This is a genomic window from Rhodococcus sp. TAF43 (genome assembly GCF_052113525.1).
Lineage (GTDB): Bacteria > Actinomycetota > Actinomycetes > Mycobacteriales > Mycobacteriaceae > Prescottella.
The window spans coordinates 92,572-114,057 of record NZ_JBFRDL010000009.1 but is presented as its reverse complement, the minus strand read 5'-3'; the positions used below and the strand labels follow the sequence as shown (position 1 = coordinate 114,057).

The following is a 21,486-nucleotide window of genomic DNA, read 5'->3' as shown; positions in this document are numbered from 1 at the left end:
CACTTCGCGTCCGCGCCTTCACCTTCCGGCGCGAACGAGATCGAACCGCCGACCTGCAGGATCATGTCCGGCACCGCCTCACGCAGGCGACCGAGGAGCTCGTTGAACTTCGACAGCCGCTTGGAGCCCTTACCGTCCTCCTCACGGACGTGGATGTGCAGCACCGTCGCGCCGGCCTCGTAGCAGTCCACCGCCTGCTGGACATGCTCGTCCATCGTCAACGGCAGGTCTTCGGGGAAGTCCTCCACCGCCCACTCCGGGCCGTACGGCGCGACCGTGATAACCAGCTTCTCCTGGTTCTCCGGGAACAGTGCGTCATCGTGGAAATGCATTGTGTAACTCCGTTTCTGGACAGATGTGAGGTAGGGAAAGCGGATATCAGAAAGTGCGGTCGCCGATGATCCCGGCGCGTTCCATCTTTCGAACGGCGGGCCAGTAGTCCTGGACCGCGTAGTGCTGGGTCGATCGGTTGTCCCAGATCGCGACGCTGTTCTTCGTCCACCGCCAGCGCACCTGGTACTCCGGGATCGTCGCCTGGCTCTGCAGGTACCGCAGCAGCTCACCGGCGCCCGGGGCGTAGTCGATGCCACACCGGACGTTGTCGGCGGTGTGGTAGTTCGTCAGGTGCGTGGTGAAGCTGTTGACGAAGAGGATCTTCTCCCCCGTCTCCGGGTGGGTACGGACCACCGGATGCTCRGCGTCCGGGAAGCGTTCCTTGAGCTCGAGGCGCCTCTCCATCGGCAGTCGCGCGCCGAACGACGCCTCGATGCTGTGCCGCGCGCGCARCCCCTCGATCCGCTCCTTGACTCGCTCGGGCAGGCGCTCGTAGGCCAGAGCCATGTTCACCCAGATCGTGTCTCCACCGACGGCAGGGCCCTCGACACAGCGGAGGACGCACCCCATCGGAGGATTCACACGCCACGTCGCGTCACAGTGGAAGGAGTTCTCGAACGCCTCCGGCGGGCTGTCGAGGTCCTTGTAGATCTGCACGAGACCAGGATGATCGGGGTCGCTGCCGACCACCGGATGGTCCTCGAGCGAGCCGAAACGCTCCGCCAACGCGACGTGCTCGGCCCGGCTCATGTCCTGATCCCGGAAGAAGAGCACCTTGTGCTTCAGCAGCAGCGACCGCAGTTCGGCGAAGAGGTCGGCGTCACGGGACACATCGGCAAGGTCGACACCGTGGAGTTCCGCACCGATGCTGCAGGTCAGCGGGCGGGCGTCCATGGGCGAGACGGTCGTCCGGGCTCCGGGCGCAAGTTCGACAGTGGTCATGGCACTCTCCTGTACAAGCTGGAAGTGGTAGGTCGTAGCGCCGTCACGTGCTACGTCGGCACGCCGAACGACGTTGGCTGAATGGGTGTTTCAGGTCAGAACGAGAACACCGAAGAACCGATGCTCTTGCCGGACTCGAGGTCTCGATGGGCCGCCTCGGCCTCTTCGAGCGCATAGTGCTGGTTGATCTCGATGGAGATACGGCCGGCGGCGACATGGCCGAACAACTCGTTCGCCAACTCGGCGCGCTCCGCCGGATCCGCAATGTAGTCGGCCAGTGCCGGGCGGGTGACGAACAACGATCCCTTGACCGCCAACTGCATGGCGTTGATGGGCGGGATCGGTCCCGATGCGGTGCCGAACGCGACGAGCAGACCGCGGCGTGCCAGCGAGTCGAGCGAGGACTCGTAGGTCGATTCACCGATGCTGTCGTAGACGACCGGGACACCCGCGCCGTCGGTGAGCTCACGCACCCGCTCGGCCACGTTCTCACGCTTGTAGACGATCACCTCGCTGCAGCCGTGCGCCTTGGCGACAGCCGCCTTCTCGTCGGTCGACACCGTCCCGATCACATTGATGYCCAGCAGCTTCGCCCACTGGCAGAAGATCAGTCCCACGCCTCCCGCTGCGGCGTGCAACAGGACCGTGTCACCRGCCTTCAACGGGTAGATCCGGCGCAGCAGGTACGACGTCGTGAGCCCGCGCATCGTCATCGCCGCGGCGGTCTCGAACTCGATTCCGTCCGGCAGTGCGATCAGATGCTCGGCCGGCATCACGCGTTCGGTGCTGTACGCACCCAGCGGGCTGCCGGTGTAGGTGACCCGGTCACCCTCCTGGAAGCCGGAGACGCCCTCGCCCACGGCCTCGACGACGCCGGCGGCCTCGACACCCATACCGGCCGGGAGTGCGGCCGGGTAGAGGCCGGTCCGAAAGTAGGTGTCCGCGAAGTTCAGGCCCACGGCCTCGTGCCGGATACGCACCTCGCCGGGGCCGGGATCGCCGACCTCCACCGTCTCCCACTTCAGGACTTCCGGACCACCGGTTTCGTAGAAGCGAATCGCCTTTGCCATTGCTATCTCCTTGTTCGCGAGTTCGTCCGAGTGGACGAACTCGCACACACGGCTGCCGGATCTTCTGGACCGCAACCTTTTCGAACATGTACCCCGCCTCCCCGGGGACGATCCATGCCGTCCCGGTTCGACTCGGCGCTGGAACCGGAACTCGGTTCCGATGTGATTCAGCTGACACGACAGTATCGACTCGGAGGGCATCACACTTACCTCTCAGGGACATATTTCTTGTCATTTCGGGACAACCGGGATTCAGACCACACCGTCCGTGACACGTGACCCGCCGCACACTTACCCTTGCGGGGCAGTCGGGCACAGTCGAGACGAGGTGACAAGCGTGGCCAGACCCCTCGCGCGATATGCCGCGTTGACCGGATACATCGAGGTCAGCCGGACATTGGGCATCGATCCGGTCCAACTCCTGCGGGCCGTCGGCCTGGATTCGGCCAGCCTCGACCTCCAGGATCGGTGGATTCCGGCATCGTCCGTCGCTCGCCTCCTGGAATTGTCGTCAGCGGCGACCGGGCGCCAGGATTTCGCCCTCAAACTCGCCGAGCGCCGCCGGTTCTCCACACTCGGCCCCCTCAGCGTGAGCATCCGGGAGGAACCCGACGCACGCAGCGCACTTCGCATGCTGATCCGCTACCAGCACATGTACAACGAATCGCTTCACATCCGCATGTCGGAGAAGGACGGGCTCACCGCGATCAGGATCCGGATCGAACCCGGTGAACCGATGATCGTCCGACAGGCAGTCGAACTGGCAGTGGCGGTCACCCACCAACTGCTCCGCAACATGCTCGGCGAGCGCTGGCGCCCCGTGTCGGTCTGCTTCGACCACACCCGGCCGATCGACGATTCGACGCACCGACAGATGTTCGGCGCACCACTGACATTCGACAACGACTTCAGCGGAATCATCACCTACACAGCCGATCTGAACGAACCCAACCGGATGTCCGACCCACACCTTCGCTCGTACGCGCAACAGTTCCTCGACACTCTGACGACGCCCGAGGAACCCACGATCGCCAACCGTGTGCGCGAACTCGTCGAACTTCTCCTACCGACCGGCCGGTGTTCCATCGACCAGGTTGCGCGCAGCCTCGGCGTCGACCGCCGGACGGTCCACCGCCACCTCGCGAAGTCGGGGCAGACGTTCTCGTCCGTGCTCGATGCCACGCGAACCGAACTCGCGAATCGCATGGTCAGCGGTCAGCGGTACTCGTTCACCGAGATCTCGGAGATGCTCTCGTTTTCGACGCCGAGTAGCTTCTCGCGATGGTTCCATCAGCAATTCGGCGTCAGCCCACGCGAATGGCGCAGACAGTCCCTCACGCCGGCGGAAGCGCCGGCAAACGGCTGACAGCGCGCGACAAATCCGACATCTGTCCCGAAATGCAAAGAACTGCGTCCCCGAGGGATAACCACGAACCGCCAAGTCCGGATAACGTGATCTGCGCCACCTTTCGAGCGAGCCGTATCTCGCATCACATCCATTTCGACCGCCGTGAAACGAGTGCCGCCATGACCACGAACCCCGAGCCGACACCCCCTCCGGCGATCGACCGTATGCAGCAGCTGGCGGCTTTCGAGTCCGCAGCCGATACCGCCGCTCCCGTGCCCCCGCCGACGTAACCGTCCGTCGTCGCGCACACCCGCCTCCACCACTCCTGTCGCTTTAGGAGCACCCATGGGACTGCCTCCCACTCTGACCGACCAGCCGGTCGAAAGCACCAACGCACCGCACACCGAGACCGTCGACTCCGGACGTAGCAATCGCCGCAGCCGGATGTACCCGTGGATCGTGGCCGGCCTCGCCTTCGCGTTGCTGCTGTCGGACTACATGTCCCGACAGGTCCTCAGCGCTGTCTTCCCGATGCTGAAGGCCGATTGGTCGCTGTCCGATTCCCAGCTCGCCTCGCTCACGAGCGTGGTTGCTCTGATGGTCGGGCTCCTGACCTTCCCGCTGTCGCTGCTCGCCGACCGGTGGGGACGAGTCAGAAGCCTGGTGCTGATGGCCGTGATGTGGAGCATCGCAACCCTGTGCTGCGCGATCGCGTCCAACTTCGAGCAGATGCTGGCGGCGCGGTTCTTCGTCGGGGTGGGCGAGGCCGCATACGGCAGCGTCGGTATCGCGGTCGTCCTGAGCGTGTTCTCCCCGCGTCTGCACTCGTCGTTGAGCGGCGCCTTCATGGCCGGCGGATCCTTCGGTTCTGTGGTCGGCGTCTCGCTCGGTGGTGTGATCGCCGTCAACGTCGGGTGGCGCTGGTCGTTCACCGCGATGGCTGTGCTGGGACTCATCCTCGTCGCACTGTTCCGGGCCGTGGTCACCGAGTCCCGGCTCGCAAAGTACGCCGTGCACGACGAACCCGTCGCCCCGTCCGACGGCTCCGCGCCGTCCGCCCCGGTGATCCGGGTCCCCGTGTCCACGCTGTTCACGAACCCTGCCGTGTGGTGTGCTTACCTCGCCGGCGGATTCCAGATGTTCACCGCGGCCGTCCTGCTGTCGTGGACGCCCAGCTTCTTCAACCGGTACTACGGTATGGCGCTCGACAAGGCGGCCGGGGTCGCCGCACTGTTCGTCCTGTTGGTCGGCACGGGAATGGTCGTGTGCGGCATGATCACCGACCGGGTGAGCCGTAACAACCCGGCACGCAAGTGGATGACCGCAGTCGCGTTCTGCGTCATCTCACTCGTGGCGCTCGGTGTCGCCTTCCGGTTGGGCACCGGCGCACCCCAGCTGATCCTGCTCGGCATCGGCGCCTTCTTCTCGGCCGGCTGCTCGGGCCCGACTGCGGCCATGGTCGCCAGCCTCACCCACGAATCTGTCCGCTCGTCGGCACTCGGTACACTCACCATCGCCAACAATGTTCTCGGATTGGCGTTGGGCCCCTTCGTCATCGGCATCCTCGCCGATCGACTGGGACTTCTCGAGTCCCTCAGCCTGGCCCCGCTCTTCTACATCGCTGCCATCGTCGCGCTGCTCGTCGGCAAGCGCCTCTACCCGGCAGGAATGCGCAAGCTCGCATCGCAGAGCACTGCGTCCGCCTGACCCAGCGACCACCGAGACAGTCGGAGACGGAAAGGTACTCATGACCAAGATCTACGCATCGGCGGCCGACGCTGTCGCCGACATCCCGTCCGGGGCGTCCCTAGCCGTCGGTGGGTTCGGACTGTGCGGAATCCCGGACGTGCTGATCGCCGCCCTCGCGGCACACACGGCAACGGACTTCGAGGTGTTCTCGAACAACTGTGGAACCGACGGGCACGGACTCGGGATACTCCTCGAAGACAGAAGGATTCGGCGCGTCACAGCGTCCTATGTCGGGGAGAACAAGGAGTTCGCACGGCAGTACCTGTCCGGTGAACTCGAGGTGGAGCTGACCCCGCAGGGCACCCTCGCGGAGAAGCTCCGTGCCGGCGGCGCCGGAATCCCGGCCTTCTTCACACCGTCCGGGGTAGGCACGCCGATCTCCGAGGGTGGGCTGCCGTGGCGGTACGCCGCCGACGGTTCCGTCGCGATCGCCTCTCCCCCGAAGGAGGTTCGCGAGTTCGGTGGCGCCTTCGGCAGCAAGCAGTTCGTGCTGGAGGAGTCCATCGTCGCCGACTTCTCATTGGTGCACGCCATGGTCGCGGACACGGAAGGCAACCTCGTCTTCAACAAGGCCGCGATGAACTTCAACCCGCTGGCTGCGATGGCGGGCCGGGTGTGTATCGCGCAGGTGGAGGTCATTGTCGAGGCCGGCGAGCTCGACCCCGAGCAGGTACATCTGCCGGGCATCTACGTCGACCGCATCGTGCATATCGGACAGCAGGACAAGAAGATCGAGAAGCGGACCGTCTCGGCCGTGAAGGAGGACGCACGATGACCGCAGTCGTGGAGACCGTCGGGTGGACCCGCGAGCTGATGGCCGCGCGTGCCGCGCAGGAACTGACCACCGGTGAATACGTCAATCTCGGCATCGGTCTGCCGACCCTGATCCCGAACCACCTGCCCGACGGCGTCGAGGTCACCCTGCACAGCGAGAACGGCGTCCTGGGCACCGGCCCCTACCCCACCGAGGACGCCGTCGACGCGGACCTGATCAACGCCGGCAAGGAGACCGTCACCGTCAACGACGGTGCGTCGTTCTTCGACTCCGCTACCAGCTTCGGCATGATCCGCGGCGGTCACATCGACACCGCCGTGCTGGGCGGGATGCAGGTCTCCGCCACCGGCGACCTGGCGAACTGGATGGTGCCCGGGAAGATGGTCAAGGGCATGGGCGGCGCGATGGATCTCGTGCACGGCGCGCGCCGGGTCATTGTGCTCATGGAGCACACGGACAAGGAAGGCTCGTCGAAGATCGTCGAACGGTGCACGTTGCCGCTGACTGGGCGTGCGGTGGTGAACCGGATCATCACCGACCTCGCGGTGATCGACGTGACCGAGTCCGGGCTGGTTCTCGTGGAATGCGCTCCGGGGGTCGACGAGGAGCAGGTTCGCGCCGCGACGGACGCGCCACTCGCGTGACGTCAGGGTGGGCGGCGATCCCTCGCCGCCCACCCTGCGCGCGTTCAGCTCGTGGCGCGACTGCGCATCGCGTCGACGAAGACCCCGGGGATCTCGGCCGGGGTACGCGCGATGTGGCTGGTTCCGCCGGTCGCTGCCGAGATCTTCTGCAGGACCGCCGCATCGGCGTCGTCGGTGATGCCGATCGTGACGATGATGACCGGACGCGCAGGATCCTGCTCCCGCTTCAACGTCGCCAGCAATTCGTCGAGCGAGATGCTCGACGGATCCTCGTTGGCGCCGTCGGTGAGGAGGATGACGCTGTTGATCGCGCTCGGGTCGTACCCCTCCTTGACGTTCCGGAACGCCGCGAGTGTGGTGTCGTAGAGCCCGGTCCCGCCCTTGACCAGAGACGGCAGCATCCGGACGGCGTCGGTCATCCGCTGCCGGTGACTCACCCCGTCGACCATCTCGTCCATCCGCCGGATCGGCGCCAGTTCCTTGTAGTCCTTCCCGTTTCCGCCGAGCCCGATCGAGAACGCCCACAGACCCAGCTGCGCGTTGTCCGGGAACAGCATGGCGCCGGTCTCACTGGCCTGCACCGTCAATGCGATCCGGGTGTCGGGGCCGGCCGTCTCGGCCATCGAACCCGAGACGTCCTCGACCACCAGTGCGCGCGACGGCAGCGCCAGCACGGCGTAGCGCCGGAGCACCTGGGCCGTGGCGGCGGGATCGGAGACGGTCAGTACGGTGGCCTCCCCGACGCCGCGACCGGCGTCGAGCGGAGCCCGATCGGGTCCACGGAACCCGCTCTGCGACAAGGCGACCCGTCCCGATTCTGTCCCCATCACCTCGGCCAGCGCGACTCCGGCCGCTCGCGCGTCGGCGTGCTCGGTGCCCGATGCCGTCGCCACCACCGGGTAGTCGAGGAACACCGCACCCGTGTTCGGGACCGTCACCGCCAGCTTCGTCGGCGCGTCGTCCTGGTTGTGCGCCGCCACCTGCTGTTCGGTAGCGATCGCGATGCCGCCGTCTGCGGTGACGGCCGCGAACCGCGCGGAGGCGTCGGTCTGGTGCATGTTGGCGGCCTGCGCCTGTGCGATCGGGACGAGTGCGCCGGGCACGGCGTCGGCGGCGACGGTACCGGCGGCCGCCTCCGAGAGCGCCCCGACGATGGGCGCGACCGAGACGCTGCTCGTCAGCGGATCACCGATCCGCAGCCCGGGCAGTTGCAGCGCGCTCGTCCACGTCGCGAAGAACGGCATTTCCGACTCGCGCGCCGCGATGACCACCGGAGTGGCCGCGACGGATGTGGCCGCGACGTCGAACAGGGTTCCCGTTCCGCTGCTGGCCTTGGCGACCCACTGCGTCGAATCCGGAATCCACAGATCCGGTCCGCCCTGCTGTCCGGGCGCCCCGAGCGGATCCATGCCGGACGCCGCTTCGATTCGAAAGCTGCGGCAACCGAGGTCCTCCGCGGACGCCTCGGTGGTGACGGCGGTGAGCACGGGGGCGATCGACGGGTCGGCCGCCACCACGTACTCGGTGGTCGAGTCGCATCCGCCGCCGCCCAGTCGGTCGAATACGAAGTAGCCGCCGGCGCCCACGACGACCAGCGCGGCGAGACCGACCGCGCCGTACTTGACGACGGGCGATGTCGATTTCGATTTCGATTTCGATTTCGTGCGCGACGCGCTGTGACGACCGGCCATGGCTTCGAGACCTCCAGGGAAAGCACAGGGAGCGCTGGTGGGCGGGGTGAACGGACGGGTACCGCCGAATCAGGCGTACAGGGTGACGAACTTCTGCAGGGAGYTTTCGATGTCGCCGCGCAGCGCCTTCGCCACGCCGGAGCCGATGGGGCCGAACAGTGGCGCACCGCCGAGATCGATGTCGAGGGCGACCTTGGCACCCGCGGCCGCCTGATCGACACTCAGGACCAGCCCCAGCTTGACGCCGCCCTTGCCGTCCCCCTTCAGGACCAGGCTGCGTGGCGGGTTGTACTGCTTCAACGTCCACTTCACCCGATTGCGCAGTCCCTTGACCGTGACGACCGAACTGATCGTGGTGCCGGCGCTCAGCTCGGCGGGCAGTTCGCTGCGCCATCCCTCGTGGATGCTGAGCCACTGCTCGAATCCGTCGAGATCAGACGCCTTGGTCCACGCGTCCTCGGGACTCATGGGGACGTCGATCGACACCTTCAGCTTCGCCATTGACGGATCGTAACCAATCAGAAAGGTGACGTACACGACAGCTGTGCCTCGTGCCGCGAGCGCGACACGAGGCACAGCGGGGTGGAACTAGTGCGAGACGGCCTTCTCGACGCCGACGCCGGTGAGCGAGCGGACCTCCATCTCGGCCTGCTTGAACGGGTCCTCGAGCTTGTTGCGGCCGACGTAGGTGCCGACGATGCCGAGGACGAACGCGAGCGGGATCGACACGATGCCGGGGTTGGCCAGCGGGAACCATGCGAAGTCGGCGTCCGGGAACATCGACGACTTGGCACCCGAGACCGCCGGGGAGAACACGATGAGCAGCAGGCAGCTGATGAGTCCACCGTAGATGCTGAACAGCGCGCCGGTGGTGTTGAACTTCTTCCAGAACAGCGAGTACAGCAGCGTCGGCAGATTCGCGGAAGCGGCGACCGCGAAGGCCAGGGCGACGAGGAACGCGATGTTCTGCCCCATCGCGAGGATGCCGAGGACGATCGCGACGACGCCGATGACCACCACGGTGATCCGCGAGACCCGGACCTGCTCCTCCTCCGACGCCTTGCCGCGCTTGATGACGCTGGCGTAGATGTCGTGCGCGAACGATGCGGACGCGGTGATCGCCAGTCCGGCGACGACGGCGAGGATCGTCGCGAACGCGACCGCGGAGATGATGCCGAGGAAGATCGTGCCGCCGAGTTCGAAGGCGAGCAGCGGCGCCGCCGAGTTCTCCTTGCCCGGGGCGGCGAGGATCTTGTCCGGGCCGACCATCTTCGCGGCGCCGTACCCGAGGACGAGCGTGAACAGGTAGAACGCGCCGATCAAGCCGATCGCCCACGTCACCGAGCGCCGGGCCTCCTTCGCGGTCGGCACCGTGTAGAAGCGCATCAACACGTGCGGCAGACCCGCGGTGCCGAGGACCAGCGCGATGCCCAGCGACAGGAAGTCCAGCCGCGACATGTCGCTGATGCCGTACTTGGCACCGGGCGCGAGCACGTCCCGGCCGGCGACGGCCTCGTTGGCCGAGCCGTTGACCATGTTCTGCGCGTCGGCGAGCAACTGCGAGAAGTTGCCTTTCACCGCGAACAGCRCCAGCACGAACATGATTCCGGCGCCGGCGATGAGCAGGACGGCCTTGACCATCTGCACGTACGTCGTGCCCTTCATGCCGCCGATCAGCACGTACACGATCATCAGGACACCGACCACCGCGACCACGACCGCCTGGCCCGCGAAGTCCTTGATGTTCAACAGGAGTGCGACCAGTCCGCCCGCGCCGGCCATCTGGGCGAGCAGGTAGAACAGCGAGACGACGAGCGTCGACAGCGCCGCCGCCATCCGCACCGGTCGCTGCTTCAGCCGGAAACTGAGCACGTCGGCCATCGTGAAACGTCCTGTGTTGCGCAGCAGTTCGGCCACCAGGAGCAGCGCGACCAGCCATGCGACGAGGAAGCCGATGGAGTACAGGAAGCCGTCGTAGCCGTACACGGCGATCGCGCCGGCGATACCGAGGAACGACGCCGCCGACAGGTAGTCGCCGGCGATCGCGAATCCGTTCTGCGGGCCGGAGAACTGGCCGCCGCCGGTATAGAAGTCCGACGCCTTCTTCGTGGTCCGACTGGCCCGGATCACCAGCGTCATGGTGCCGACGACGAACGTCACGAAGATCGCGATGTTGAACAGCGGGTTGCCGACATCGGCGGCCGGTGCCGCAGGCGCCGCCTGGACGAGGGTGGTGATCACTGTGCCGGTCCTTCCAGTTCCTCGCGGATCGCTGCCGAGCGCGGATCGAGTTCCCGGTTCGCGAACTTCACGTACAGGGCGGTGATGACGAACGTCGTCACGAACTGGCCGAGGCCGAGCACGATGCCGAGGTTGACGTTGCCGAAGACCTTGGTGGCCATGAAGTCCGACGCGTACGTCGCGAGCAGGACGTACACGAAGTACCACGTGAGGAAGAACGCGGTCATCGGGAAGACGAAGCGCCGCAGGCGGCGTCGCAGATCCTGGAACTCGGGGCTCGCCTGCATCTCGACGAAGGCCTGCGCATCGGGGGCAGGCCGTTGCGGCGGCGCTCCCGAGCTGAGATCTGTTGTGGTCACTGCGCGCTCCTAGTTCGTGCGGGGTGTGCGAAGCGACGCTAGTGAGAGCCAGGTCACAGGAGAAGCATGTGGCGCCAGTCACACGCCGAGCTGTCGGCGTGTGCGCCGAACGGTCGCCCGGGCGCGACGAACGGCGGGGCGCCGCGCGCCACATTGCCATCGGCATCGCGATCAGCACCGCGCTCGGTGTCGTCACCGCGGCGCTCACCACCAGGCGTTGGAAGCCCTGACCGGCCGACCGGTCGGCGCAGCGTCGGACTTCTGCACGTACAGCAGGCCCTCCCGCTCCTCCGTCGTCCACGAGCGAATCGGGAGGAGCTTGGGCGAGCCGCCGACGCACTTCCCCTTGCCGTTCCAGCGCCAGAGATGGGCCGGGCAGTCGATGTTGTCGCCGACGACCCGGCCTCGGCTCAGATCGGCGCCCATGTGCGGGCAGCGCGAATCGAGGAGGTGGATGACACCGGCGCGGTCGGAGAAGGCCACGAGGTCGGTGTCGAATGCCCGCACGGCGTGCGGCTTGCCGTCGCGATAGTCGTCGGCCGATCCGAGGCAGTACCAGTCCGACACAGGGTCTCCTTCTTCCGGGCGTGCACACCCGAGCGCACGCAGACTCGGCCACGCTCGCCGATACCGACGATGCACGTCAATCGCGAGACCCATCCACCGGAACCCGCGTCACAACGAACGAAGGTCGTCCTCGCGGTCGCGGCCCATCCCCAGCCGCTCGGGCGCGTGCATGCGGGTGAAGATCCGGCCGATATCGGCCGACGCCTGCCGTCGGGTCGCGATACTCACGAACACCATCGCCGCGAACGACAGCGGGACGCTCACCGCCGCCGGATACCCGATCAGCACGGACGGCCACCCGTGCCACACGTCGTCCGACGGCACCCCGAGCACCGCGAGCATCGCCGCTCCCCCGCCCACCACGAGACCGACCATCAGTCCCGCCGCGGCCCCGGCGGCCGTCAGCCCGCGCCACCAGATGCCGAGGATCAGCAGTGGGCACAGCGTGGACGCCGCGACCGCGAAGACCAGGCCCACCGAACGCGACAGGTCCAGCGACGTCGCGCCCAACGCCAGCACGAGCGGCACCGCACCGGCCAGGACGGCGGCCACCCGGAAGTCACGGATCCGGCCGCGCAACAGGTCGGTGCTCAGCACGCCGGCGATGCTCACCAGCAGTCCCGACGACGTCGACAGGAACGCCGCGATCGCGCCGGCCGCGACGAGCGCCGCGAGCAACTGGCCACCCCATCCAGAGAACACCGACACCGGCAGCAGCAGCACCGCGGCGTCGGACGTCCCGGTGATGAGCAGTTGCGGCACGTACAGCCGGGCGAACACCCCCAACAGCACCGGGAACAGGTAGAACACACCCACGAGCGCGATCACCACGAGCGACGTCAGCCGCGCCGCCCGCCCGTCCGGGTTGGTGTAGAAGCGGACCAGCACGTGCGGCAGGCCCATCGCGCCGAGGAAGGTCGCGAGGATCAGCGAGTACACCTGGAACAGCGGGTGCGGACCACCGAAACCGCCGCCCGGATCGGCCCACCCGGCGCCGTCGGCGGGAGCGCCCGCGACGACGGGCACCGGCGATCCGGCGGGCAGCACCAGCGTCGTCCCCGTGCCGAATTCGTGCCGGCCGGTGCCGAGTTGGACGTCGCCCGCCACCTCTCGGCCGTCGAGTTGTCCGTGCACCGTGACGTCGGTCGGGGTCGCCACCTGCACCACCACATCGGTGGTGATGTCCACCGACGTCTGCGCGGCGACGGTCGGTGGTGCGGGCGCGCCCACCGGCCGCGCGTCGGCGAAGTAGTGCACCGAGAGCACCAGCGCCGGGACCGCGACGGCCGTGAGCTTGAGCCAGTACTGGAATCCCTGCACGAACGTGATGGAGCGCATGCCGCCACCCACGACGTTGGCGATCACGATCACCCCGACCACGACGACGCCCACCCAACCGGGCACGCCCAGCAGGATGTTCAGCGTCAGCCCGGCCCCCTGCAACTGCGGCACCATGTACAGCCCGCACACCAGGGCGACCACCACCATCGCGATCCGGCGGACCCGCACCGAGCCGAGCCGGAACTCCGCGAAGTCGGGCACCGTGTACGCACCGGACCGGCGCAGCGGGGCCGCGACGAACAGCAGCAGCCCCAGATAGCCCGCGGTGAAGCCGATCGGATACCACAGCGCGTCCGCGCCGTACTTCGCGATCAGGCCTGCGACTCCGAGAAACGATGCCGCCGAAAGATATTCACCCGATATGGCGGCCGCGTTCCATCCCGGACCGACGCTGCGGGACGCGACGAGGAAGTCGGATGTGGTGCGCGCCAGGCGAACCCCGTAGATACCGATGCCGACGGTGGCCACCGCCGCGGCGACGAGCGCCAGCACCGTCAGGAGCGGAATGGGCTGTCCGGTCATCGGCGCCGCGGCTCAGTCGTCGACCAGGTCGGTGAAGTCCTGCTCGTTGCGCTCGGCGGCGCGGATGTAGAACCAGCCCGCCGCCAGCAGGATCGGGAGGGGCGCGCCGGCGAGGAACCACGGCAGACGGATGCCAAACACCGCGACATCGGCGACGCGGGGAAACAGGAGCAGTAGCACCGGGACGGCGCCGAACGCCAATCCGACCGCGACCGCGACCCGCAGCGCCAGGCTGAGCTGGGCCCGGACCAGCCCGCGGATCATCGCGTCGCCGACCTCGGTCTGCTCCTGCACCTCGACGCGCGTGCGCACGATCCGGGCCCCGCGCCGCTGCGCGAGCACCACCCGCTCGCGTGCGGGTGGGACGGCACCCGGCGATGTCACCTCGACATCCAGTTCTGCCGCGGGCCGCGAATCAGCTTGTCCTTCAGTTCGCGCGTGTGCCGGCGACTGACGGGGAGTTCGACGGCGGGAGCGCCGCCCTGCGGACGCAGACACACCACGAGGCCCGAGCCGACACTCCGGATACCCGTCACCTCGGACAGCGACACCAGATACGAGCGGTGCACCCGCAGGAATCCGGCGTCGGTCCAGCGGCTCTCGAGCGACGAGATCGGGATCCGGACGAGGTGCGATCCGGTCGCGGTGTGCAGGCGGGCGTAGTCACCGTCGGCCTCCACCCACTTGACGGTCGAGCGCGGCACCAGCGTCGTGACCCCGCCCAGTTCCACCGGGATCACCTCGTCGGCCGCCGACGTGTCGTCGGCCTCGCCGCGGGCGCTGCGGCGGCGGCGCTCGACGATCCGGCGCACCGCTTCCGCGAGACGCTCCTCGCGCAGCGGCTTGAGGAGGTAGTCGACGGCACCGAGATCGAAGGCCGCCACCGCCCGGTCCTCGTGCGCGGTCACGAACACCACCGACGGCGGATTCGCGAACTGCGTCAGGATGCCGGCCAGCTCGAGTCCGTCGAGGCCCGGCATGTTGATGTCCAGGAACGCCGCGTCGACGGCGCCGTCACGCAGGATCCGCAACGCGGTGGTCGCATCCCCGGCGGTGAGGACCTCGCCGATGTCCTCACGGGCGCGCAGCAAGTACGCCAGCTCGTCGAGGGCGGGGCGCTCGTCGTCGACTGCCAGCACGGTCAGGAGGCCATCCGAGGGCCCGTCAGAGGTCTCTTTCACAACGAATCCATCGTGCCATGTCGCCGCGGCGAGTCGGACCATGGCGGGCCGATCGACTCGTTCGTGATCAGGCCCGAATGCCGGGCCGGAACTTCGGCACCCGCATGCTGACCTTGGTGCCCGCCCCGGGCGCGGTCTCCACCACCAGCCCGTAGTCGTTGCCGAACGCCGCCCGCAGCCGGTCGTCGACGTTGGCGAGGCCCACGTGGGCGGCCTCGGACACACTGGGCCCGCCGGGACGGGCCTCGACGGCGTCGAGTTCCCCCGAGCGCAGCAACTCGGGGTCCATGCCGACCCCGTCGTCCTCGACGCTGATCACGCAGTCGGTGCCCTCGTCGGAGGCGACGATCGTGACCGTTCCCCCACCCCGTTTACCCGACAGCCCGTGCCGCACCGCGTTCTCTACGAGCGGTTGCAGCGCGAGGAACGGGAGCACGACGCTGAGCACTTCCGGCGCCACCTGCAGTCGCACCTGCAGGTTGTCGCCGAACCGCGCGCGCTCGAGGGTGAGATACCGGTCGACGTTGCGCAGCTCGTCGGCCAGAACGGTGTACTCGCCCGCCGACCGGAACGAGTAGCGCGTGAAGTCGGCGAACTCGAGCACCAGCTCCCGCGCACGGTCGGGGTCGGTGCGAACGAACGATGCGATGGTCCCGAGCGCGTTGTAGATGAAGTGCGGGCTGATCTGGGCGCGCAGCGCGCGGACCTCGGCGCGGTCGATGCGCGCGCGGGACGCGTCCAGTTCGGCCAGTTCGATCTGGCTGCACGCATACCGCGCGACTTCGGTGAGCGCCCCGAGCATCGCCGGCCCGGGTTCGGTGGTGGTCACGACCCCCAGCACCCCGACGACGCCGGTGCCCTCGACCGACAGCGGCTGCGCGATCAGTGCCCGCACGTCGTGGTCGTCGCCGTTCCGGTCGAGGTCGGTGCGGTCGACGAGGACCCGGCGTTCGCCGTCGATCGCGCGGGCGGCGGCGGCCACGAACTGCCCCGCCAGCCCGTCGTGCGGGCCGTTCCACGCCAGCAGATGGCCGTCCGGGCCGGCGATGGCGAGCGACTGCGCGCCGGTGAGCAGCCGCAGGTGCGGCGCCGCCTCCCGCGCGGACGTCTCGTCGAGACCGCGCCGCAGCGGTCGTGCGGCCAGCGACGCCGTGTGCAGGGTGTCGTGGACCGCGCGTTCGGCCGGCGTGGTGAGCACGCGTCTGGTCCGCATCGCGACGACCGTGAGGGCAACGGCGAGCGCGACGACGGTCACCGTCCACACGATGGCGGTCACGGCGCCGCCTGCCCGGCGCACGTGTTCACGACCGGTGCGCCGGCGAAGCGGTCCGCGACCCAGTCGATGGCACCGGGCAGAGCCTTGGAATCGGCGTGCACGTCGTCGGCGCGGTACCGCAGTTCGATCGCATCCCCCTGCCCGCACGCGCGCCCGACCGCGGCGACGGTCCAGTCGGGCCGGATCAGGTTGTCCCGGCCCGCGACCACCACCAGCAGCGGTGCCGCGGCCGGCTGCTGGGGCAGGGCGTCGTGTGCCAGCCACTGACGCATCCGCGCGACGTCGCTGGTGCTGCGCGGCAGCGTGTCGGCGGGTGTCAGATTGAGCGCCACGGACAGTTTCCGTGACGCCAACTCCCCGGTGCAGGACCTGATCACGTCGCGGTTGTCGGCGAGGGTGCCCCGGATGTAGGCGCTCGCGTCCAGGTCGGGGTGAGACACCGACAGACCGTCGAGCAGCATCGGCAGGAAGAACTGTTGCGGCACGTCGAGGGTGACCGGGCCGTCGGAGACGATCGGCGTGAGGTCCGCGGGCGGGGACAGGCTCGCGGCGCCGAGGAACTCGAGTCCGTCGCCGTACCGCGCCGCCTGTTCCGCGGCGGCCCACGACGCCTGACCGCCCTGCGAGACCCCGATCGCCGTCCATCGGGTCGAGGTGTCGGGCACGAGGTTCCGCGCGGCACGGACCGCGTCGATCAGGTTGTGTGCGGCCGTGACCGGCTCGAGGTACGGGTGCGGGCCGTCGGTGCCGAGGCCCTCGTAGTCGGTGACGGCGACGACGAATCCGCGCGCGAGCAGATCCCGGACCAGTCCGTCGGAACCCAGCAGGTTCGGATGCCCGGACGGCGCACACTCGTCGAGCAGGCCCGTCGTCGGATGCCCCACCGTCACGATCGGCCAACCACCGGGCGGCGCCTGTCCGGGCGGCGCGAACACCGTCCCCGACACCTCGGTGCCGCGGTCGTCGATGCCAGAGGTGGACCGGTAGAGGATCCGGTGGCCGGACAGCCCGGTCCCGGCGAAAGGTTCGTCGCGGGTCACGATGCCGCGGTCGCCGGGATCGGGCAGCGCGATCGCGGAGGTCGTCGGGGCCGCCGACGGGGTCACGCGTTCCGGGGAGTCGGCGGTCGCCGAGCAGCCCGCCACCAGCACCGCGCACGCGAGCGCGGTGAGCGCCATCCGGGTTCGGGTCACGGCTCGATTGTGCCCGTCATCCACGCCTGCGGCGCACTCTCTGCTCCGCGGCGGCTTCCTCGATGTCCCTCGATTCGAGTTCCGCGCGCAGCACCTCGTCGTCGAGGACACCGTCGTCGCGGGCCGCGATCAGCGCGCTGCRCTGCGCCTGCAGCACCCGTCGCCGGACCGCGTCGAACATTGCGCCGGCGCGCTCGATCTTGGACGCGGCGCCGGTGTCGTCCTCTTCGGCCTCCTCGACCTGGGCCTGGGCGCGGACCGAGACCCGGACGCGATTGAGCGCCTTCTCGAACTGGTCGGGATCCGCACCGGCCGGCGGCCTCGCGGCGACCTCGGCGAGCGCACGGTCGGCCGCGTCGGCGGCGATCGTGCGCGCGAGCAGTGTCTGCTGCCGCCCGCGTTCGAGCTCGGCGGGGTCGGCGACGTCGAGGCGCCGGATCATGAACGGGATCGTCGACCCCTGGATCAGCAGGGTGCCCACCGCGACGACGAACGCGATCGCCTGGATGACGCCGCGCCCCGGGAACGGCTCCCCCGACGCTGTCAGCACCGGGATACCGCCGGCGGCCGCGAGGGTGACGACACCGCGCATGCCCGCCCACGACACGACGAGTTTCTGACGCCAGTTCATTCCGGTCTGTGCGGTGGTGCCGTGTCGTGGATCGAACCGCATCCGTATCCCGCCCCAGTTCAGGAACACCCACATAGGGCGGACCAGGATCACGACGACCAGCACCGCGAACCCGTACGCGAAGACGTGGTGGACGGGCAGTCCCTCGTCGGCGACGTCGTCGATGACGAACTCGAGTTGCAGGCCCATGTAGGCGAAGACGAACATCTCGAGCAGCATGTCGAGCGTCGCCCACAGCGAGCGTTCCTGCAGCCGGGTCGGGATCGACACGTTGGTCGCGTGGTGGCCCATGACGAATCCGGCGACCACGACGGCGAGCACCCCGGAGGTGTGGATCTCCTCGGCGGCAAGGTAGGCCGCGAACGGCAGGACCAGTCCCAGAACGGTTTCGAGCGGTGAGTCGTACATCCGCGCGCGCACGAAGCGCACGACGGTGGCCGTCACGAGGCCGATGACGACACCGCCGACCACCTCGTAGAGGAAGAACAGCACCGGTTGCTCCACGACCACGCGGGTCCCCGCGACGGCCGCGACACCCACGGTGAACAGGGTCAGCGCGGTCGCGTCGTTGAGCAGGCCCTCACCGGTGAGGATGGCGAGCAGGCGTTTCGGCAGCCCGAGCCTGCGTCCCACGGTGACCGCGCTGACGGCGTCGGTCGGCGATACGACGGCTCCAGCCGGGGCATGCCCGGGATGGACGACGCCGCCGAGCCGACGGCCACGAGGATGAGGGGAACCTGCAGGTCCCGCCGCTTGGCCAGGCTCGTCACCGCGATCGACACGATGATGACGAGCAGTACGAGGGTTCCGTTCACACGACGATTGTGCCGCCGACCGGGCCCCCGTCACTCGCTGCCGCGCCGCCCTGCACCGGCAGGCCGGCTCACACCGTCATTCCTTCGGGGGCACAACCTTCTTGGCCGCCTCGGCGGCCTTGTCGATCTTGTCGCTGTACTTGCCGCCGGTCTTCTCGTCGGCGATGTCGGCCGCCTTGTCGATCACGTCCTGCACCTTGTCGGAGTGCTCGGCAGCCAGCTCCTGCCCCTTGTCGACCAGTCCCTTGACCGAATCCATGAATCCCATACCGACATCCTCCTCGGGTTCGTCCACGGCCACTGCGCCGCGCAACCAGTTTCACACCCTGGTCGCGGTGTTTTCCACAGCGGGTGCCGTCACCGGCCGCTCAGTCCGGTCCCGGCACCGGCACCGGCACCGGCACCGGACCCGATCCGTCGCCGCCACGCGCCCAGCGCGGCAGGATGAAGATGCCCTCGGCCTCGATGCACACGCCGTCGGGACCCGCCAGGTGGCCGGTGACGAAGGTCTTGACCCCCTCGACCCGGTCGATGCGCGCCTCCGCGTGGAGCTTGCCCAGCGGGGTCGGCCGGCGGTAGCGCAGGGTCAGGGTCGCGGTCATACCCGGGGCGCCGCCGGCCTCCGCAGCCTCACCGAGAACCTGGTCGAGCACGAGGGCCGACACACCTCCGTGGGTCAGGCCGGCCGGACCCTCGTACGGCATCCCGAGGTGGAAGTCCGCCCACACGCGGCCGTCGGGGTCGCGGTTCACGGTCAGCGGCGGCGCGACGGCGTTGCGCAATCCGACCGCGGCGTTGCCCCACGTCCGCTTCGTCCCCGACGCACCCCACCGCACGCCGAACGGGGTGGGCCGGGTGCGCTTGCCCAGCAACTCCTTCGCCGCCGCGATGTGCTCGCGGGCCCGGGCGATGTCCGCGGCCTCGACCTCGGTGGCGAGGGTCAGTTCGATCAGTTCACGGACGCTGTCGGTCAACGGGCCGTAGAGATCCGCCTCGCGGGCGATCTCGTCGTCGGTCAACCCGTCGAAGACGTAGAGGAGCTTCTGCTGCTCGGTCGAATCGGTCACTCTGCCTCACTCCCACTACGGACCACACGCGATATGCATCATGCACGTGATGTGACCGACACCGTCGACCGGCTCCCCGTCAGTCGAAGCCGAGCCACGAATCCGGGGCGAACACCTCGTAGTGGATGCGCTCCGGACGGACCCCCTTGACCACCGCGATCTTGCGAACCTGCCGCATGAACTGGGGCGATCCGCACAGGTACACGTCGGCGTTGCGATCCCAGTCGTGTTTGCGCAGCTGCGCGATGCCTTCCTCGAGGGCACCGGCGTAGAAGGTCTCGATCGACGTCCTGCCCGCGTACGCAGACAGCAGTTCCCGAACCTGGCCACGGTGGCCGAAGGACGCCTCGCCGGAGTCGACATGGAAGACGTGCACCGGGCGGGTGTCCCCATCCTCGACCATCTTCTGGAGGACGGCGACCGTCAGCGCGGAACCCACACCGGACGAACCGAGCACGATCGGACCGTCCGCCGGAATCGGATACGACGTCCCCGACGGGATCGACACCACGAGGGGGTACCCGACGCCCATCTCGGCGATCAACTTGTTCGACACGCGGCCGCCCGGCACCGCACCGACGGTGAACTCCCAGGTTCCCGGATCCTGGCCCTTCATCGCGGTGTACTGACGGATCTGGCGACTGCCGTCCTCGTAGATCACCGACACGGAGATGTACTGGCCGGCCTCGAACTGATGCATCGGGGAGTTCTCGTCTCCGGCGAGGGTGAACGTCCACACGCCCGGGGCGACCTCGCGGCGACCGACGACGGTGAGCGCGGACCAGATCTGCGCGGTGGGCACCCCGGCCCTCTCGTAGACCGCGGCTTCCTGCCTGATGAGCGAGTTGGCCATGAGCCAGTAGACCTCGTCCCACGCCGCGGCGACCTCCGCGGTCACCGCGTCCCCGAGCACCTCGACGATGGCCTTGAACAGCGCGCGGTGAACCATGTCGTAGTGCACCGGGGCGATGCCCAGCGAGGCGTGCTTGGCGGCGATTCGCGACATGACGTGGTCGACCGGCGGCGCATCCTCGGTGACCAGCAGGGTGGCGAAGGCCGCGATCGCGCCGGCCAGTGCCTTCTGCTGCTCCCCGCTCTCCTGGTTCGTCTGGTTGAAGAGGTCCTTCTCCAGCGCAGGGAGACTGTCGAACAGGTTCTTGTAGAAGACACTGCTGATCCAGCCCAGATTCGCGCCCACCACGGGCAGCGTCGCCTCGATGACGGGCAGGGATGCAGGCGAAAGGAGCGACGAATTCGGCGCAACAACGGCTTCGGACATCAGATAGTCACGACCTTTCGAGACCAATGAAAAACGGCGGACAATCCATCGCCGACCCCCTGATGAAAGGCGACCTCCACGGACGAGTCGGAAACCCCATCGTGGAATCGAGGACCGAACTTGTCCTGGAGGGCGATGATCAGACGGGTGACCGGCCCGGAAACGTCGGGCGAGGCGACATGGGGGCGGTACAGGGCGTCGGATTCCTGGAAGACACCCAGAACCCCCTTCAGGTAGTACTGGAGCTCCAGGGATTCCAGGTACGAATCGAGGTCGGACGTCGTCGAACCCCACATTTCTGCGTCCCGCATCAGCGACGCGACCTCGCGAGTTTTCGTGAACGGTTCGTAGCGAAGGGATTCTCGATGATCTAATTCCGCACCCACCCCAGACCGGGTCAGGGTCATCCTTCTAGTCCTTCGTTCTCTGCCACAAAGAGCTTCCACCCCTGCTGGAAAGGGC

The 21,486-nt window shown here is 68.1% G+C and carries 22 protein-coding genes and 1 pseudogene; 5 read left to right on the top strand and 18 right to left on the bottom strand.

The features are described 5' to 3' along the window. The 3 genes from AB4Z09_RS08965 to AB4Z09_RS08955 all read right to left on the bottom strand — a co-directional run. A partial coding sequence (locus AB4Z09_RS08965) for a 3-keto-5-aminohexanoate cleavage protein (protein WP_442239576.1) occupies positions 1-332 on the bottom strand: 332 nt, incomplete at its 3' end. A 46-nt stretch (positions 333-378) separates the two neighbouring features. After that, positions 379-1,275 carry a TauD/TfdA dioxygenase family protein gene (locus AB4Z09_RS08960; protein ID WP_114722998.1) on the bottom strand — a complete coding sequence of 299 codons (897 nt, stop codon included), beginning with the start codon at positions 1,273-1,275 and terminating at the stop codon, positions 379-381. Positions 1,276-1,370: 95 nt separating this feature from the next. Then, positions 1,371-2,345 (bottom strand): quinone oxidoreductase family protein, encoded by a 975-nt coding sequence (locus tag AB4Z09_RS08955; protein ID WP_442239575.1) that lies wholly within the window; start codon positions 2,343-2,345, stop codon positions 1,371-1,373. 337 nt (positions 2,346-2,682) lie between these two features. Here AB4Z09_RS08955 and AB4Z09_RS08950 point away from each other — a divergent pair, with 337 nt between their 5' ends. From AB4Z09_RS08950 to AB4Z09_RS08935, 4 genes are all read left to right on the top strand, one after another. Beyond that, positions 2,683-3,711 (top strand): AraC family transcriptional regulator, encoded by a 1,029-nt coding sequence (locus AB4Z09_RS08950; RefSeq protein ID WP_114722997.1) that lies wholly within the window; start codon positions 2,683-2,685, stop codon positions 3,709-3,711. A 327-nt stretch (positions 3,712-4,038) separates the two neighbouring features. Then, positions 4,039-5,400 (top strand): MFS transporter, encoded by a 1,362-nt coding sequence (locus tag AB4Z09_RS08945; protein WP_174908605.1) that lies wholly within the window; start codon positions 4,039-4,041, stop codon positions 5,398-5,400. 40 nt (positions 5,401-5,440) lie between these two features. Further along, positions 5,441-6,217 carry a CoA transferase subunit A gene (locus tag AB4Z09_RS08940; protein ID WP_174908603.1) on the top strand — a complete coding sequence of 259 codons (777 nt, stop codon included), beginning with the start codon at positions 5,441-5,443 and terminating at the stop codon, positions 6,215-6,217. After that, positions 6,214-6,861 (top strand): CoA transferase subunit B, encoded by a 648-nt coding sequence (locus tag AB4Z09_RS08935; RefSeq protein ID WP_114722994.1) that lies wholly within the window; start codon positions 6,214-6,216, stop codon positions 6,859-6,861. Before AB4Z09_RS08940 ends, AB4Z09_RS08935 begins: the two co-directional genes overlap by 4 nt. A 44-nt stretch (positions 6,862-6,905) precedes the next feature. Here AB4Z09_RS08935 and AB4Z09_RS08930 read toward each other — a convergent pair whose 3' ends face one another. The 4 genes from AB4Z09_RS08930 to AB4Z09_RS08915 form a co-directional block, all read right to left on the bottom strand. Further along, complete coding sequence (locus AB4Z09_RS08930; protein WP_174908601.1) at positions 6,906-8,552, bottom strand: VWA domain-containing protein; 1,647 nt, start codon at positions 8,550-8,552, stop codon at positions 6,906-6,908. 69 nt (positions 8,553-8,621) lie between these two features. Beyond that, positions 8,622-9,053 carry a type II toxin-antitoxin system Rv0910 family toxin gene (locus tag AB4Z09_RS08925; protein WP_442239574.1) on the bottom strand — a complete coding sequence of 144 codons (432 nt, stop codon included), beginning with the start codon at positions 9,051-9,053 and terminating at the stop codon, positions 8,622-8,624. 87 nt (positions 9,054-9,140) lie between these two features. Next, positions 9,141-10,793 carry a solute symporter family protein gene (locus tag AB4Z09_RS08920; RefSeq protein WP_442239573.1) on the bottom strand — a complete coding sequence of 551 codons (1,653 nt, stop codon included), beginning with the start codon at positions 10,791-10,793 and terminating at the stop codon, positions 9,141-9,143. Beyond that, a complete protein-coding gene (locus tag AB4Z09_RS08915; RefSeq protein WP_174908597.1) occupies positions 10,790-11,152 on the bottom strand; it encodes a DUF485 domain-containing protein in 363 nt (120 codons plus the stop codon). The genes AB4Z09_RS08920 and AB4Z09_RS08915 overlap by 4 nt, the downstream gene beginning before the upstream one ends. Positions 11,153-11,220: 68 nt before the next feature. On the opposite strand from AB4Z09_RS08915, the gene AB4Z09_RS08910 reads away from it, so the two are divergent. After that, the gene (locus AB4Z09_RS08910) at positions 11,221-11,382 is read left to right on the top strand and encodes a hypothetical protein (RefSeq protein WP_174908595.1); all 162 of its coding nucleotides are present in this window, start codon (positions 11,221-11,223) and stop codon (positions 11,380-11,382) included. Here the strand turns inward: AB4Z09_RS08910 and AB4Z09_RS08905 are convergent. The 11 genes and pseudogenes from AB4Z09_RS08905 to AB4Z09_RS08855 form a co-directional block, all read right to left on the bottom strand. Next, entirely contained in the window at positions 11,357-11,719 is a 363-nt protein-coding gene (locus AB4Z09_RS08905; RefSeq protein WP_442239572.1) for a Rieske 2Fe-2S domain-containing protein, read from the bottom strand. The two genes, AB4Z09_RS08910 and AB4Z09_RS08905, sit on opposite strands and share 26 nt — an antisense overlap. 108 nt (positions 11,720-11,827) lie before the next feature. Further along, the gene (locus AB4Z09_RS08900; protein ID WP_442239571.1) at positions 11,828-13,582 is read right to left on the bottom strand and encodes a sodium/solute symporter; all 1,755 of its coding nucleotides are present in this window, start codon (positions 13,580-13,582) and stop codon (positions 11,828-11,830) included. 12 nt (positions 13,583-13,594) lie between these two features. Continuing rightward, on the bottom strand, positions 13,595-13,966 hold the full coding sequence (locus AB4Z09_RS08895) for a hypothetical protein (RefSeq protein ID WP_442239570.1): 372 nt from the start codon (positions 13,964-13,966) through the stop codon (positions 13,595-13,597). Continuing rightward, positions 13,963-14,721, bottom strand: a complete 759-nt coding sequence (locus tag AB4Z09_RS08890) for a LytR/AlgR family response regulator transcription factor (protein WP_254622821.1) — start codon at positions 14,719-14,721, stop codon at positions 13,963-13,965. The genes AB4Z09_RS08895 and AB4Z09_RS08890 overlap by 4 nt, the downstream gene beginning before the upstream one ends. Positions 14,722-14,830: 109 nt before the next feature. After that, positions 14,831-16,060, bottom strand: a complete 1,230-nt coding sequence (locus AB4Z09_RS08885) for a sensor histidine kinase (protein ID WP_442239569.1) — start codon at positions 16,058-16,060, stop codon at positions 14,831-14,833. Further along, the gene (locus AB4Z09_RS08880) at positions 16,036-17,217 is read right to left on the bottom strand and encodes a lipase family protein (RefSeq protein WP_442239582.1); all 1,182 of its coding nucleotides are present in this window, start codon (positions 17,215-17,217) and stop codon (positions 16,036-16,038) included. The genes AB4Z09_RS08885 and AB4Z09_RS08880 overlap by 25 nt, the downstream gene beginning before the upstream one ends. Positions 17,218-17,248: 31 nt before the next feature. After that, a pseudogene (locus AB4Z09_RS08875) lies at positions 17,249-18,678 on the bottom strand (cation:proton antiporter). 76 nt (positions 18,679-18,754) lie between these two features. Next, entirely contained in the window at positions 18,755-18,946 is a 192-nt protein-coding gene (locus AB4Z09_RS08870) for an antitoxin (RefSeq protein WP_031938790.1), read from the bottom strand. 100 nt (positions 18,947-19,046) lie between these two features. After that, positions 19,047-19,745, bottom strand: a complete 699-nt coding sequence (locus AB4Z09_RS08865; protein ID WP_442239568.1) for a PaaI family thioesterase — start codon at positions 19,743-19,745, stop codon at positions 19,047-19,049. A gap of 79 nt (positions 19,746-19,824) precedes the next feature. Then, positions 19,825-21,024, bottom strand: a complete 1,200-nt coding sequence (locus AB4Z09_RS08860) for a globin domain-containing protein (RefSeq protein ID WP_442239567.1) — start codon at positions 21,022-21,024, stop codon at positions 19,825-19,827. Then, a complete protein-coding gene (locus AB4Z09_RS08855) occupies positions 21,024-21,431 on the bottom strand; it encodes a hypothetical protein (RefSeq protein ID WP_174908583.1) in 408 nt (135 codons plus the stop codon). The genes AB4Z09_RS08860 and AB4Z09_RS08855 overlap by 1 nt, the downstream gene beginning before the upstream one ends. Between the last annotated feature and the right edge of the window lie 55 nt (positions 21,432-21,486).